The organism is Streptomyces sp. NPDC048383, assembly GCF_040651775.1.
GTDB lineage: Bacteria > Actinomycetota > Actinomycetes > Streptomycetales > Streptomycetaceae > Streptomyces.
Map to the genome: position 1 here is coordinate 47,826 of NZ_JBEZKS010000007.1, position 14,904 is coordinate 62,729.

A 14,904-nucleotide genomic window follows, 5' to 3' on the forward strand; every position below is an offset into this window, starting at 1 on the left:
GACAACGTCCGCAGAGCCTAGCGCTCGCCCCGCCGCCGCGTCAGGTGACCGCCCGGGCCGTCCCGCCGGGAGCCGCGGCGGGCGCGGCCCCCGGCGCTCGGTCCTACCGGGTGCCGCCGGCGGTCAGTGCTTCCAGGGCCAGGCCCATGGCCCGGTCGAAGCCGGCGCCGATGAGGGCTCCGTCGGTGGGCAGGCCGAGGCCCGGGTGGTCGCTGGCGACGAGGAGGGTGGCGGCGCGCATCCCGGAGAGGCGGGCCGCGGTGAGGACGGCGGCGGTCTCCATGTCGATGCCGGACACGCCGGTGCGCCGGCACTCCTCGACGAGCGCCGAGTCCTGCGTGTAGACGGCGTCCAGGGTGTGCACCAGGCCGTCGCGCAGCGTGCCGGGGGCGGTGTCGTGCAGGGCCCGTACGAGCTGGTGGTCGGCGACCGCCGGGTACCGGCCGGGGCACAGGGCGGCGCTGGTGCCGTCGGCGGAGACCGCGCCGGTGGGGACGAGCAGGTCGCCGCAGCGGAGGTTGTCGGCGACGGCTCCGCAGTAGCCGACACCGACCAGGGTGCGCACGCCGCGGCCGGCCGCCGCCTGGATGGCCATCGCCGCGGCGGGCGCGCCGAGCTTGGCGTTGAGGACGGCGATCCGCCGGCCCGCGTACACGCCGATGGAGACCGTGCGGTAGCGCTCCTCGATCTTCAGGTGCTTGTCCCACACGCCGGAGTCGTACAGGTCGGGGTTCTCCAGCGGCAGGACCGCCTCGGACGGGAGCGGGCCGTCGACGTCGGCGAAGAGCCAGTCGTCGGCGATGGAACGGAAGGCGGTTCCCCAGTCCGGCCGGTCCCCGGTCGGTGCGTCAGGCATGTTCACAGCTTTCTCCACAGGTCGGTACGTCGACGCCGCCGTCCCCCTGCGGGGCGCAACGCGTCCCGTCCGGTCCGTGCCCGGGCGGATGTCCCCGCCCGGCGCGCGCACGACGACGTGCGCAACATTGTGCTCGGCCCACCGCCGCCCGCTCCCGGCGGGGTTCGCGGCCGGAAGGTGCCCTACCCTCCGCGCGGTACCCGCGCGGTGCGGCGCGGTCGACGGCCGCCCCGGCAAGGCCCCGTGCGCGGTAACCGCTTCACCCCGTCACCCGGAGGGGGAGTCGGGTGATGCCGTTGATGAAGTTGGAGACCAACCGACGGGGTGGGGCCGTCAGTTCGGGTGCGGGCAGCAGGGTGAGCCACTCCTCGTGGAGGATGCGCAGTTGGAGGCGGGCGAAGTGGGCGCCGAGGCAGACGTGCGGGCCGTCGCCGAAGGAAACGTGCGGGTTGGGCGAGCGGGCCGGGTCGAGGCGGTGCGGGTCGGCGAAGACGCGTTCGTCGTGGTTGGCGGAGGCGTGGAACACCACCACCTTGTCGCCCTCCCGGATCCGGGTGCCCGCCAGGAGGGTGTCCCGGACGGCGGTGCGGCGGAAGCTCAGTACGGGCGGGTGGACGCGCAGGAGTTCGTCGACCGCCCGGTCCATGGGCGCGCCGGCGTCGGCGAGCCGGCGGTGGGCGTCGGGTTGGCGGGCGAGGGCCAGGAGCCCGCCGGGGGCGGCGCTGCGCACGGTGTCGTTGCCGGCGACGGTCAGCAGGAAGAAGAACATCTCCAGTTCGGCGGGTGCCAGGCCGGCCTGCGCGAGGGCGGTCATCACGTCGTCGCCGGGGTGGGCGCGCTTGTACGCGGCCAGTTCCCGGGCGTACCCGAACATCTCGCCGAGCAGGGCCGGGGAGCGGGGGTTCAACGGGGTGCCGTCCGGGCCGGTGACGGGCTCGGGGGCGTCCTCGGGGTCCTGGTAGCCGATGATCCGTACGGTCCACTCCAGCAGCAGGGCCCGGTCGGCGGGCGGGACGCCCAGCAGGTCGGTGAGGTTCAGCAGGGCGTACTCGTCGGTGACGGCGGCCACCACGTCGACGCTGCCGTCCTCGGCGTGGTCCCGGGCGGCGGCGAGGAGCCTACGGGCGCGGTCGCGGGCCCGGCCGGCGAAGGCGTCCACGCGGGCGGGGGTGAAGGCGCGGGATACGAGGCGGCGCAGCCGGCCGTGCCCGGGGGGATCCTGGTTGAGCATGGTGCTGCGCAGGAACGGCAGGTCGGCCGGGTCGGGGTCGCGGATCTGGGTGGCGCCGGCCCAGGAGGAGTACGTGGCGTGGTCGCGCAGCACGCGGACGACGTCGGCGTGCCGGGTGACGGCCCAGAAGCCGGGGCCGGCGGGCCAGCCCTGGATCTCGGGCTCGGCCTGCCAGGCGACGGGGTGTCGGTCGCGCAGGGTCCGGTAGCGCTCGTGCGGGACGCCTTCGGCGTAGACGCGGGGGTCGAAGACGTCGGGGACGTCGGCGGCGCGTTCCATGGTCCACACGGTGACGGCCGGGCGGGTCGTCCGCAAGGGGCCGGTCAGTGGTCGGGGTGGCAGCGTTCGGGGTCCAGGGTGGTGTCGGGGCCGTGCAGGAAGACCTCGTACCCGTTGCCGAGGCCGGCGGCGGCGCTGCACACGAGTTGGCCGCGGGCGACGGCGTCCAGGCCGGCGACCGGGAAGGGGACGCGCAGGTCCAGCCCGTCGTCGGCGACGGGGACGACGGCCACGGCGGCGGCGTCCGGGCCCTCGACGACGGGCAGTCGGGTGCCGAGCCCGGCCCGGAGTTCGGTGCTGCCGGGGCCGCGCAGCAGCCCGAGGACGCCGCTCAGCGGGGCGCTCGCCGCGGTCCGGGGCTGCGGCGAGGGCACCAGCCGGCCGTCGGGGCCGACGAAGAAGGCGAGCGGCCCGCGGGCGGGCGCGGCGACGGCGACCCGGGCGGGCGCGCCGCTCTCGATCACGCCGGTCGGGGCGATCCCGCAGGCCGTGAGCAGCAGGGGGCCGGCGAGCGCCAGGCCGACGACGGCCGGGCGGCCGGAACGGGACGAGCGGCCGGAAGGGAACCAGCGGCCGGCGAGGGACGGCCGGTCGGAAGGGGACGGCCGGCTTGCGGAAGAAGGCCGGTCGAAAGGCGCCGGCCGGTCGGGAGGACACCAGCGGCCGGCAGGCGCGGGGCGACGGTTCACGCGACGGCCTCCACGGGCATGTCGACGGTGAACACCGCGCCTGCGTCCGCCGCGTTGGCGGCCCGCAGGGTGCCCCCGTGGAGGCGGACGTTCTCCAGGGTGATGGCGAGGCCGAGGCCGCTGCCGGCGGAGCGGGTACGGGCGCCGTCGGCCTTGAAGAACCGGTCGAAGATGTGCGGCAGCACCGCGGGGGCGATGCCGGGGCCGCTGTCGGTGACCTCGATGAGCAGGCGTTCCCCGGCGGGGTCGGGCTGGGTGCGTACGGAGATCCGGACGGGTGCCGTGCCGTGCCGCAAGGCGTTGCCGACGAGGTTGGCGAGGATCACGTCGAAGCGGCGCAGGTCGAGGCGGGCCCGGATGTCCGGGGGGAGGTCGGCGGTCACCCGGTCGTCGTCCCAGTGGCGCAGTTCCAGGGTCTTGCCGACGGCTTCGGCGACGTCGACGTCGTCCAGGTTGAGTTCGGCGGCGCGGGCGTCGAAGCGGGAGATCTCCATCAGGTCCTCGACGAGCACGGCCAACTTCCCGGTTTCGGAGCTGATCAGGCGCAGCGCCTTCGCGGTGTCGGCGTCGAGCTGTTCGGCGTCCTCGTCGAGCACCTCGGTGACGGCGAGCATGCCCGCGAGGGGGGTGCGCAGTTCGTGGGAGACGTCGGAGGCGAAGCGGCGGGCGCGGGCCTCGGCGTCGCGGAGTTCGGCGACCGATTCCTCCAGGGCGCGGGCGGTCTCGTTGAAGGTGCGGGCGAGGCCGGCGAGTTCGTCGGAGCCGCGGACCTCGATGCGGGTGTCCAGTCGGCCGCGGCCCAGGTGGGTGGCGGCGCGCCGCATGTCCCGTACGGGGCGCAGGACGCTGCGGGCGGCGAGGAGGGCGGGGACGACGGCTATGGCGAGGCCGGGGATGGCGCCTTGGCGGGCGGCCTCGACCATGGCGTCGACGGTCTGCTCCTCGGCGCCGAGCGGCATGACCGCGTAGAGGACGACGCCGGTGGGTCGGGCGGGGCCGCCGTCGGAGTCCATGACGGCGGGCATGCCGATGGTGAGGTAGGTCTCGCCGCGGCCGTCCTCGACGCGTTGGAAGGCGCCGTGCGGGTTGGCGGCGACCTGCCGGCGGAGCCGGTCGGTGAGGACGGCGGAGGTCGCGGGGGTGACGTTGGAGGAGGCGCGCAGGGTGCCGTACTCGCCGAACACCACCCAGGGGTGCGGTTTGCCGCGTTTGCCGATGTCGGTGACGAGGCGCTGGAGCTGCTGCTGTTCCATCGGCAGTACGAGGGTCTGGCCCTCCAACTGGTCCCGCAGGGTGCTGACGGCGGTGTCCTGGCTCTGGGTGAGGATGGCGGTGCGGGCGCGTTGGTAGGTGAGGGCCGCGGTGCCCACCGCGCTGATCGCGGCGACGAGGAGGAACGCGGCGATGAGGCGGGTGCGCAGGCCGAGAGGGGCGAGGTTGCGCACGGTCGGCTACAGCGGTCCGAAGCGGTAGCCGAAGCCCCGCACGGTCTGTATGTAGCGTGGGTTGCCGTCGGGGTCCTCGATCTTGTTGCGGAGCCGGCGGACGCAGGCGTCCACCAGGCGGGCGTCGGCGTGGTAGCTGTGCTCCCACACGTACTCCAGCAGTTGCCGGCGGGAGAAGACCTGCTCGGGCGAGGCGCTGAGGTGGAGGAGCAGTTTGATCTCGCTGGGGGCGAGGGCGACGCGTTCGCCGTTCTTCGCGACGGTCAGTCCGGCCCGGTCGACGGCGAGCCGGCCGTGCTGTTCGATGCCGGGGCGGGCGCCGGCGTCGCCGAGGCGGCGGAGCACGGCCTTGATGCGGGCCTCGATGATGTCGGTGCGGACGGGTTTGACGACGTAGTCGTCGGCGCCGGCTTCGAGGCCGACGACGATGTCGAAGTCGTCGCCGCGCGCGGTGAGCATGATGATCGGGACCTCGCTGGTCTCGCGGATCCGGCGACAGACCTGGACGCCGTTGATGCCGGGCAGCATGAGGTCGAGCAGGACGAGTTCGGGGTGGAAGCCGGCCATGAGGGCGAGGCCCTCCTCGCCGGTCTCCGCCGCGCTCACCTCGTGGCCGCGGCGGCGCAGGCCGAGTCCGACGCCTTCCCGGATGGAAGGGTCGTCCTCGATCAGCAGTACGCGTGGCATCCGGTCAGTATCCCCAGAAGGTCGGTGGCCTTCCTCCCGCTAACGGCCGATGCGGCGCCGCAGGGAGTTCAGCAGGTCGGTGATCTCCGTCAGGCGCAGCGGCCCGGCGAGGACAACGACGACGAGCACGATCGTGGCGGTTCCCGCGCCGGCGGCGGCGACGTCGCCGAACCGGTCGGCGCCCCGGGCGGCGGCGTGTCCGGCGGCGCCCGCGGGCAGGCAGGCGACGAGCAGCCGCAGGTGGGTCCGTACGGCGCCGGCGCCCCGCGCGGCACGGGTCGCCGGGCGCGGGCCCAGTCGTCGGGCGAGGGCGTGGGCGGTGACGGCGGCGCCCGCGGCGAAGGCGACGGTGGTGGCCGCGGCCATGCCGGTGACGGCCCAGCGCGGGGGGAGCAGGAAGTACGCGGCGGCCGACAGGGCGGCGTTCAGGCCGGCGATGACCAGGTTGAGGAAGAACGGGGTCCGGGTGTCGGAGAGGGCGTAGAAGGCGCGGGAGAGCACGTACTGGCCGGAGAAGGCGATCAGGCCGGGGGCGAAGGCGATCAGGATGCCGGCCATGACCTCGATGTCGGCGGGGGTGGTGGCTCCGTGCCCGAAGACGCCGCCGATCACCCAGGGGGCGAGGACGGCGAAGGCGGTGGCGGCGGGTACGACGAGGGCGGCGCTGGTGCGCAGCGCGTACGAGACGTCCCGGCGCACGGCCGTGAGGTCGCCGTCGCCGGCGGCGGCCGCCATGCGGGGCGTCAGGGCGGTGACGAGGGAGACGGTGATGATGCCCTGCGGGACGACCCACAGCTGGTAGGCGTTGCTGTAGGCGGTGTACCCGACGCCGGCGGCGAGGCCCGCCCGGTCCGCGACCTCCCCGGCGGTGGTGGACAGCCGGGTGACGACCCAGTAGGCGATCTGGTTGGTGAGGACCAGCAGGACGAGCCAGCCGGCGTTGCGCAGGGGGCGGGCGAGGCCGCTGCCGCGCCAGTCGAAGCGGGGGCGCCAGCGGAAGCGGGCGGCTCGCAGCGAGGGCACCAGGGCCAGTGCCTGGATGACGATGCCGGCGGTGGTGCCGATGCCGAGCAGTCGGGTCTCGGCGGCGGTGAGGCCGTCGGGGGCGTCGTGGGAGAGGGCGAGGTAGAGGCCGAAGACGCCGATGATGACGAGGTTGTTGAGGACGGGGGTCCACATCATCGCGCCGAAGCGACCGCGGGCGTTCAGTACTTGGCCGAGCAGGGTGAACAGGCCGTAGAAGAGGATCTGCGGGAGGCAGAACCGGGCGAGGGCGACGGTGGTGTCGAGCCGGTCGCCGCCGTAGGGGGTGTAGGCGCCGATGATGGCCGGGGCGGCGACGACCGCTACGGCGGTGAGCGCGACGAGGGCCGCGGTGCAGGCGGTGAGCAGCCGGTCGGTGTACGCGGCGCCGCCGTCCGCGTGTTCCCTGGCCGCGCGCACCAGCTCGGGGACGAAGACGGCGTTGAGGGCGCCGCCGACGAGCAGCATGTACAGGATGTTGGGGACGGTGTTGGCGACGGCGTAGGAGTCGCCGAGCCATTGGGTGCCGAGCGCGGCGACGACGACGGCGGAGCGGACGAAGCCGGTGGCGCGGGAGACGATCGAGCCGGCGGCCATCAGGATGCCGCTGCGCAGGAGCGAGCCGCCGCCCTTGGCCGGGGCCTCGGTGACGGCCGGGCCGGGGGGCGCCGCGGCCGGAGTCGTTCCGGTGGCGGTCATCGGGGCCTCCAGGTCGGTGACGCCCGACGGGGTGTCGTCGGGGGGCGGAAGTTGGAGCGTACCCGCCGCTCAGGCATGCCCCTGACATCGCTCTGCGGGCAGGAAACCCTCTGCCCGGTAGGGCCTTTCGGTCCCGATGTCGGGGCGAAGGTCCCGGGCCGGCAGGAGGGAGGGCGTCGCGGGAGGGCCCGGTGCGCGCCGATGGAGATCGTCCGGATGTTTTCCGCAAAAGGCGCAACCCGAAGGCGTCCCGTTCGCTCCTTGCTTACGGACGATCGTTACTTTCGGAGGGGTTTTCGTTGAGCCGCACAAGCCGTACCGCACTGCCGCGCCGTCGGAGCCGTCACGCCGCGCCGGCCGCCGGCGCCGTTCTCCTGGCCGCCGCGCTGACCGCCTGCGGGGGCGGTTCGGACGCCGGCGCGAACGGCAAGGGCGAGATGAAGCAGAAGCCGGCGATGGCGGTTTCGGTGAACCTGACGGGCGACCAGGTCAAGGCGGGCGAGCCCGTCACCGTGACCGTCGCCGAGGGCAAGCTCGCGCAGGTGAAGGTGACGGACGGCAAGGGCGGGGAGCTGCCCGGGCGGATAGCCGCCGACGGCAGGACCTGGACCTCGGAGCGCAACGCCTCGCCGGGCACCGAGTACAAGGTGGAGGCGCAGAACACCGACAGCCGGAGCGCGAACACCCAGTTCAAGACCTCGGCCGCGGACAAGGTGAACAAGGTCTCGATCAACATCCCCAAGGGCAGCACGGTGGGTGTGGCGATGCCGGTCTCGCTCGTCTTCGACAACCCGGTGAAGAACAAGGCCGAGGTGGAGAAGCAGCTGAAGGTCACGGCCTCGGACAACGCCGAGGGGTCGTGGGGCTGGTTCAAGGACTACTCCGGCAAGGACCGGGTGGACTGGCGGCCGAAGGAGTACTGGAAGTCCGGTACGGACGTGAAGGTCGAGATGAACCTGAACGGTGTGGACTCCGGTCAGGGCGGCGGCCTGTTCGCCCGTGACTACAACACCGAGTTCAAGATCGGGAAGGACCGGCGGATCGAGGTCAGCCTCGACACGAAGAAGCTGTCGGTGACCGAGGGCGGTCAGGTGGTCGACACGATCCCCGTCTCTGCGGGCACTCCCGGCGGCCAGAAGGCCTCGTGGTCCGGGAAGATGGTGCTGATGGCGAAGGAGGGCACCATCCGGATGGATTCCCAGACGGTGGGCCTCGGCGACAGCTACGACAAGATGGTCGACTACTCGATGCGGCTGACCTGGTCGGGCATGTACGCGCACGCCGCCCCGTGGAACTCCGCCAACTTCGGCAGCGCCAACACCAGTTCCGGCTGCGTGGGCATGAGCGACGCCCACGCGAAGTCCTTCTACGGGCAGGTGCAGGTCGGTGACCCGTTCGAGGTGGTCGGCAAGGGCTCGAAGGGCAACGCCGAGCTCGGCAACGGCTACGGCGAGTGGAACCTGTCCTGGGACGAGTGGAAGGCCAAGAGCGCGCTGGGCGGCGGCGCGCAGAACGGCTGACCCGGACGGGCCCGTCCGCTCCCCCACCCTGTTGACTATGAGTCAATTGTTACCACCACGTAACTTACCCATGGGTTACCCCAGGTAAGCCCCTCCCGTTACCGTCGGGTCACTTTGACACCGGCGCACGTGAGGAGCGACCGATGCCAGTCCGCACCACCACCGCAGCAGCCGTGGCGGCCCTGCTCGCCGCCGCCGCCCTGGGCCTGGCCCCCCACCAGGCCCAGGCGGCGTCGGCAGCCGCACCCGTCCCGACCGCGGCCGCCCAGCCGGAGCTGCGCTTCCACGACATCCCCGGCTCCGGCGGCATCACCCTCAAGGGCAACGTCTTCACCCCGGCGGGCGCCACGCCCGGCCGCACCTACCCGCTGATCGTGCTGCCCACCAGCTGGGGCATGCCCCAGATCGAATACATCGCCCAGGCCCGCAAGCTCGCCGACTCCGGCTACGTCGTGGTCGGTTACACCTCGCGCGGCTTCTGGCTTTCCGGCGGCGAGATCGAGACGGCCGGCCCCGCCGACGTCGCCGACGTCTCCGCCGTCATCGACTGGGCCCTCGCCACCACCCCCGCCGATCCCGCGCGCATCGGCCTGGGCGGGGTCTCCTACGGCGCCGGCATCAGTCTGCTGGCCTCCGCGCACGACCCGCGGATCAAGGCCGTGGTCGCGCTCAGCGGCTGGGCCGACCTCATCGAGTCCATCTACTCCGGACGCACCCAGCACCTCCAGGCCGCCGGCCTGCTCGGCGCCGCCGGCGCCATCACCGGCCGGCCCGGTCCGGAACTGCGCCAGATCCTCGGCGACTTCCTCGGGTCCAAGCTGGACAAGGAGCAGGCGATGATCGACTGGGGCCGCAAGCGGTCCCCCGCCGAGAAGGTCGACCGGATCAACGCCAACGGCGCCGCCATCATGCTGGGCAATGCCTGGGGCGACACCATCTTCCCGCCCAACCAGTACGCCGCCTTCTACGAGAAGCTCACCGGCCCCAAGCGCCTGGAGTTCCGCCCCGGCGACCACGCCACCGCCGAGGCCACCGGCCTGCTCGGGCTGCCCAACGACACCTGGACCAACGCCCACCGCTGGTTCGACCGCTACCTCAAGGGCGAGCGCAACGGGGTGGACACCGAGGCCCCGGTGCAGATCAAGTCCCGCAGCACCGGCGGCTACGAGGGCTACGCCGACTGGAAGTCCGTCGGCTCCGGCGGCACCGAGCGGATCGCCCTCTCCGACAGCGAGCACGTCTTCGCCAACGTGGACTCCGGAGCCAACGGCGGCATCGTCATGCTCTCCAACCTCCTCGACCAGTTCCTGAAGACCCCCCCGGTCGCCTCGATCCCCCTCCTCCCCCGATCCTTCGCCGCCGTCTGGCAGTCGGGGCGCTACGACGAGGAGCGCCGCATCCGCGGCACCGTCAAGCTCCACACCACCGTGACGCCCACCAAGGGAGACGGCACCTTCGTCGCCTACCTCTACGACGTCGGCCCGCTCGGCCTCGGCAAGCTGGTCAGCAACGCCCCGTACACCTTCCACGGCAAGACCCCCGGGCAGGCCTTCGGGGTGGACCTGGAGCTCTTCTCCACCGCCTACGACGTGCCCGAGGGCCACCGGCTCGCCCTCGTCGTGGACACCGTCGACCCGCTCTACATCGAGCACAACCCGACCGGCGCGCAGCTGACCTTCTCCTCGCCGCGCACCGACCCCAGCTGGGTCTCCGTACCGCTGCGCGAGCAGTGATCCACGGCTGCTGCCGGGCGGTGGGCGCCCGTGCGCCGCTACCTTCCCGGCAGCAGCCCTCCCGGACCGGCGTCCGGCACCGCCACCGCCTCGGTCTTGGGGTTGCCCCGCTCCCGCCGGGCCACCCAGGTGGCGAACCAGGACAGCAACATGCACATGCCGATGTAGATCGGCGAGATGATCATCACGACGGGGATGAACGGCAGGTCGTAGTCCAGGTTGGAGGCGATCAGCTTGCCCGCGTGCAGGAACTCCTCGTAGGTGATCAGGTAGCCCAGCGAGGTGTCCTTCAGCGCCACCACGAGCTGACTGATGATCGTGGGCAACATCGCCCGCACGGCCTGCGGGGCGAGGACGTAGGTCATGACCTGCGTCTTGCGCATGCCGAGCGCGTACGCCGCCTCCCGCTGACCCTTCTCCACGGCGTTGACGCCCGTACGGAAGACCTCGGCCAGGACGGATCCGTTGTACAGGGTCAGCCCCGCGACCAGGGCGGGCAGCGGCTGGACCTTCAGCGCCACGAAGATGAAGAAGATCATCACCAGTACCGGCATGGCCCGGAAGAACTCCACGCACAGCGTCGCCGACCAGCGCACCGGGCGGTGGACCGAGAGCCGGCCGCAGGCGAGGACCGCGCCGAGCAGGAGCGAGAGCACCGAGGCGTAGACGAAGGCCTTGAGGGTGTTCCACAGGCCCCTGAGCAGCAGTTCCTGGATCCCCTCATAGGTGAAGGGGCTCCACTTGGCGGCGGTGAACTGCTCGGTGTCGAAGAGCAGGTGGAGGATCCAGGCCAGCAGCGCCAGGATGAGCACCGTGGAGCCGATCCCGTAGAACAGGTGTCGGCGTTGGGCCCGTGGGCCGGGCAGGTCGTAGAGGGCGGAGGACCCCAGGTCCCCCTTCAGCCCGTGCGCGGTCATCGGGCGACTCCGAAGCGCTTCTCCAACACGTGGAAGAGCAGGCTGATGGACAGGGTGATGATCAGGTACCCGACGGCGATCCAGACGAAGGTCCAGATGATGCTGTAGCCGAGTTCGTTGAGGGTCTTGTAGGTGCCCAGCAGCTCGGTGACGCTGAAGGCGCCCGCGATCGCGGAGTTCTTGGCGAGGGCGATCAGCGTGGAGCCGATCGGCGGGATGACGGAGCGGAAGGCCTGCGGGAGGATCACCGACCCGAGGTTCTGCTCGAAGGACATGCCGAGGCTGCGGGCGGCCTCGCCCTGCCCCTTGGGCACGGTGTTGATGCCCGAGCGCAGCACCTCGCAGATGAAGGCGGAGGTGTAGCAGCCCAGGGCGAGGACCGCGAAGAGCTGGAAGGGCAGCACGATCCCGAAGCGGGGCAGGCCCAGCAGCACGGCGAAGAAGAGCAGGGTGAGGGGGGTGTTGCGCAGCACGGTCACCCAGACCGTGCCGAAGACGCGGAAGGATCCGACGGGCGCGACGCGGAAGGAAGCCATCAGGAAGCCCAGGACCAGGGCCAGCGCACTGGCGTAGACGGTCAGCTCCACGGTGCCGAGGAAGCCCTCTCCGTAGAGGGCGAAGTTGTCGGTGAGTACGTCCATGGCGGTGCGGTCTCCCCTCAGCCCGCCGGATAGCGGTCGATGGCGGGCGGTGTCGGGGCGGGCTCGCCGGACAGGCCGAGGGTGGCCTCGTAGGCCTTCTTCCAGTTGCCGTTCTTCTCGTTCTCCTCCAGCGCGTCGTCGAGCGCGAAGCGCAGGGCGTTGTCGGAGCGCGGTACGCCGATGCCGTACGGCTCCTCGGAGAAGGGGTCACCGACGACCTTCAGCTCCTCGGGGACCTTGGCCGCGTAGCCCAACAGGATGGAGTCGTCGGTGGAGACGGCGTCGACCTGGTAGGTCAGCAGGTTGTCCACGCAGACCGAGTAGGTGTCGTAGGCGACGAGGACCGCACCCGGGTACTCCTTCTGGAGCCGCTGGTAGGGGGTGGAGCCGGCGGCCGAGCAGACCTTCTTGCCCGTCAGGTCGTCGGGGCCCTTGATGTCCTCCTCGTCCTTGCGGACCAGCAGGGACTGGCCGGCCATGAAGTAGGGCCCGGCGAAGCCGACCTGCTTCTTGCGGTTGTCGTTGATCGTGTAGGTGCCCACGTAGTAGTCGATCTGGCCGTTCTGCAGGGCGGTCTCGCGGTTGGCGGAGGCGATCGTCTTGTACTCGATCGTCTTGGGGTCGAAGCCGAGGGCGGCCGACATCATCTTGGCGATCTCGACGTCGAAGCCGGAGTAGCGACCGCTCGCGGGGTCCTTCTCCCCCATGTACGGCTGGTCCTCCTTGACGCCGACCACGAGGTGGCCGCGCCTCTTGGCGCGCTCCCAGGTGGGTGACTGCGGCAGTCGGAAGCCGGTGGCGACCTTGAAGACGGGGAGGTCCTCGGGCTGCGGGCCCTTGACGGGTGGGCTGCCGGGTCTGCCGCAGCCGGCCACGGCGAGGAGCAGGACGAGCAGGAGGGCGCCCAGCGCGCGGGTGTGTGTCATCGGGCGGCCCCTCAGTGCTTGAGGATCTTGGAGAGGAAGTCCCTGGCCCGCTCGCTCTCGGGGGCGGTGAAGAAGGCCTCCGGGGTGCGGTCCTCGACGATCCTGCCGTCGGCCATGAAGACGACGCGGTTGGCGGCGGAGCGGGCGAAGCCCATCTCGTGGGTGACGACGACCATCGTCATGCCCTCGGCGGCGAGCTGCTGCATGACCTCCAGCACCTCGTTGATCATCTCCGGGTCGAGCGCCGAGGTGGGCTCGTCGAAGAGCAGCGCCTTGGGGCTCATGGCCAGGGCGCGGGCGATGGCCACGCGCTGCTGCTGGCCTCCGGACAGCTGGGCGGGGTACTTCTCGGCCTGGTCGGCGAGGCCGACGCGGTCCAGCAGTTCCCGGGAGCGCTTGTCGGCCTCGTCCTTCTTGCGCTTCCTGACCTTGACCTGCGCGAGCGAGACGTTGGCCAGGACGGTCCTGTGGGCGAAGAGGTTGAAGGACTGGAAGACCATGCCGACCTCGGCCCGCAGCCCGGCCAGTTCCTTGCCCTCGGCGGGGAGCGGCTTGCCGTCGAGGGTGATCGTGCCGGACTCGATGGTCTCCAGTCGGTTGATCGTCCGGCAGAGGGTGGACTTCCCGGAGCCGGAGGGGCCGATGATCACCACCACCTCCCCGCGGCCGACGGTGAGGTTGATGTCCTGGAGGACGTGCAACGTCCCGTAGTGCTTGTTGACGTCCCGCAGCTCGATCAACGGATCGACGGCCATACGCTGCCCTGCCCACTTGTCGGTGTGTCGAGGTCAGCGCAAACTATCCAGCCGCCGAAGGCGACTCCCCCCGACACGCCTGAAAGGCCCATAAAGCACACCGGGTGCGTCGCGGTACGGGAACGGGGCGACGGGTGGCGGCAGCGACGGGCGGGGATCAGGCCTCGGAGGCCTCGGCGTAGGCCTGGCTGAGCTCGGGGGACCCGGTCATCGCCCAGGACACCCCCGACCCGATGACGTCCAGCTCGCGTCCCGATGCCAGCCGGATCATCGGCAGGCCGTTCGGCCAGACCTGCCAGGCGGCGTCCGGGATGGTCCGGACGATCACCGTCCCGAGATAGAACCCCGCGTCGTTGCCCAGCCAGGGCACCGCCTCGGGGTCCCGTCGCCAGCGCGGCATCAGTTGGTCCAGCGCCTCCAACGAGGCGGGCGTCTGGTCGAGTTCGAGCCCGGCCGCCCTCGCCTGGGCCCGCAGCATCTCGCACTCCGAGAACAGTTCGGCGATTCCCTCGGGATCGTCCGCGAGGGCGACGGCGAGTCCCGCACCCTGTTCCGTTTCGTGCCGGTTCAACCAGTTGGCCAGGAAAGGGATGTGCATGCGGTCCAGCGTCCCACCAGGAACGGCCGCCGGCCACAGGGCGCGCCTGCCCGACCGCGATCGGGGCCCCCGGGCGGGCCCGGCCGGGACGGCAGGCCCGCGGCCGGGGCCCTCAGACCTCCAGGTCGACGACGACCGGGGCGTGGTCGGAGGCGCCCTTGCCCTTGCGCTCCTCGCGGTCCACGTACGCGTCCTTGACGGCCTTCACGAAGGGCTCGTTCCCGTAGACGAGGTCGATGCGCATGCCCCGGTTCTTGGGGAAGGCGAGCATCCGGTAGTCCCAGAAGGTGTACGGCCGGTCGTACTTGAGGGCGCGCGGGAAGACGTCCGACAGGCCGGCCGCCCGCAGCGCCTCCAGGGCGGCGCGCTCCTGCGGGCTGACGTGCGTGAGGCCCGCGAAGACCGCCGGGTCGTACACGTCTTCGTCGGTCGGTGCGACGTTGAAGTCGCCGAGCACCGCGAACGGGCGCGATCCGGCCGCGTCTTGCGCGATGGCGGTGGTCAGGGCGCGGAACCAGTCCAGCTTGTAGCCGTAGTGGTCGTGCTCGACCTCGCGGCCGTTGGGCACGTAGACCGACCAGACGCGCACGCCGCCGCAGGTGGCGGAGATCGCGCGGGGCTCCTGCACGCCCTCGTAGTCCGGCCCGTCGGGCAGGCCCATCACCACGTCCTCCAGGCCGACCTTGGACAGGAGGGCGACGCCGTTCCACCGGCCGGTGGCGTTGACGACGGACTCGTAGCCCAGCTCGCGCAGCTCGGCGGCGGGGAACTGCTCCGCCGAACACTTGGTCTCCTGGATGCAGAGCACATCCGTACCGGAGCTCTCCAGCCAGGCGAGCAGCCGCGGCAGCCGGGCGGTGATCGAGTTGACGTTGTACGTGGCGATGCGCATGCGTCCCAACCTA

The 14,904-nt window shown here is 71.8% G+C and carries 14 protein-coding genes; 2 read left to right on the plus strand and 12 right to left on the minus strand.

Going from position 1 to position 14,904, the window contains the following annotated elements:
- Positions 1 to 103: 103 nt before the first annotated feature.
- The 6 genes from AB0D46_RS07505 to murJ form a co-directional block, all read right to left on the minus strand.
- Entirely contained in the window at positions 104 to 856 is a 753-nt protein-coding gene (locus AB0D46_RS07505; protein WP_362876336.1) for a hypothetical protein, read from the minus strand.
- A 259-nt stretch (positions 857 to 1,115) separates the two neighbouring features.
- Positions 1,116 to 2,366, minus strand: a complete 1,251-nt coding sequence (locus AB0D46_RS07510; protein WP_362876337.1) for a cytochrome P450 — start codon at positions 2,364 to 2,366, stop codon at positions 1,116 to 1,118.
- Between the two features lie 44 nt (positions 2,367 to 2,410).
- A complete protein-coding gene (locus tag AB0D46_RS07515) occupies positions 2,411 to 3,055 on the minus strand; it encodes a hypothetical protein (RefSeq protein WP_362876338.1) in 645 nt (214 codons plus the stop codon).
- Positions 3,052 to 4,500, minus strand: coding sequence for a HAMP domain-containing sensor histidine kinase (locus AB0D46_RS07520; RefSeq protein WP_362876339.1), 1,449 nt, complete (start codon positions 4,498 to 4,500; stop codon positions 3,052 to 3,054). Before AB0D46_RS07520 ends, AB0D46_RS07515 begins: the two co-directional genes overlap by 4 nt.
- Positions 4,501 to 4,506: 6 nt before the next feature.
- Positions 4,507 to 5,187 carry a response regulator transcription factor gene (locus AB0D46_RS07525; protein WP_362876340.1) on the minus strand — a complete coding sequence of 227 codons (681 nt, stop codon included), beginning with the start codon at positions 5,185 to 5,187 and terminating at the stop codon, positions 4,507 to 4,509.
- A gap of 39 nt (positions 5,188 to 5,226) precedes the next feature.
- Positions 5,227 to 6,909 (minus strand): murein biosynthesis integral membrane protein MurJ, encoded by a 1,683-nt coding sequence (gene murJ / locus AB0D46_RS07530; protein ID WP_362876341.1) that lies wholly within the window; start codon positions 6,907 to 6,909, stop codon positions 5,227 to 5,229.
- A 299-nt stretch (positions 6,910 to 7,208) separates the two neighbouring features.
- Here murJ and AB0D46_RS07535 point away from each other — a divergent pair, with 299 nt between their 5' ends.
- The gene (locus tag AB0D46_RS07535) at positions 7,209 to 8,429 is read left to right on the plus strand and encodes an Ig-like domain-containing protein (RefSeq protein ID WP_362876342.1); all 1,221 of its coding nucleotides are present in this window, start codon (positions 7,209 to 7,211) and stop codon (positions 8,427 to 8,429) included.
- Between the two features lie 143 nt (positions 8,430 to 8,572).
- Positions 8,573 to 10,162, plus strand: a complete 1,590-nt coding sequence (locus AB0D46_RS07540) for a CocE/NonD family hydrolase (RefSeq protein ID WP_362876343.1) — start codon at positions 8,573 to 8,575, stop codon at positions 10,160 to 10,162.
- 38 nt (positions 10,163 to 10,200) lie between these two features.
- Here the strand turns inward: AB0D46_RS07540 and AB0D46_RS07545 are convergent, their stop codons facing one another.
- From AB0D46_RS07545 to AB0D46_RS07570, 6 genes are all read right to left on the minus strand, one after another.
- Positions 10,201 to 11,079 (minus strand): amino acid ABC transporter permease, encoded by an 879-nt coding sequence (locus tag AB0D46_RS07545; protein WP_362876344.1) that lies wholly within the window; start codon positions 11,077 to 11,079, stop codon positions 10,201 to 10,203.
- Positions 11,076 to 11,720, minus strand: a complete 645-nt coding sequence (locus AB0D46_RS07550; RefSeq protein ID WP_362876345.1) for an amino acid ABC transporter permease — start codon at positions 11,718 to 11,720, stop codon at positions 11,076 to 11,078. The genes AB0D46_RS07545 and AB0D46_RS07550 overlap by 4 nt, the downstream gene beginning before the upstream one ends.
- 17 nt (positions 11,721 to 11,737) lie before the next feature.
- Positions 11,738 to 12,646: a glutamate ABC transporter substrate-binding protein gene (locus tag AB0D46_RS07555; protein WP_362876346.1), complete on the minus strand. Its 909-nt coding sequence runs from the start codon at positions 12,644 to 12,646 to the stop codon at positions 11,738 to 11,740.
- 11 nt (positions 12,647 to 12,657) lie between these two features.
- Positions 12,658 to 13,401: an amino acid ABC transporter ATP-binding protein gene (locus AB0D46_RS07560; RefSeq protein WP_362876347.1), complete on the minus strand. Its 744-nt coding sequence runs from the start codon at positions 13,399 to 13,401 to the stop codon at positions 12,658 to 12,660.
- A gap of 157 nt (positions 13,402 to 13,558) precedes the next feature.
- The gene (locus AB0D46_RS07565) at positions 13,559 to 13,999 is read right to left on the minus strand and encodes a DUF6278 family protein (protein ID WP_362876348.1); all 441 of its coding nucleotides are present in this window, start codon (positions 13,997 to 13,999) and stop codon (positions 13,559 to 13,561) included.
- 112 nt (positions 14,000 to 14,111) lie between these two features.
- Complete coding sequence (locus AB0D46_RS07570; RefSeq protein ID WP_362876349.1) at positions 14,112 to 14,891, minus strand: exodeoxyribonuclease III; 780 nt, start codon at positions 14,889 to 14,891, stop codon at positions 14,112 to 14,114.
- Positions 14,892 to 14,904: the final 13 nt, after the last annotated feature.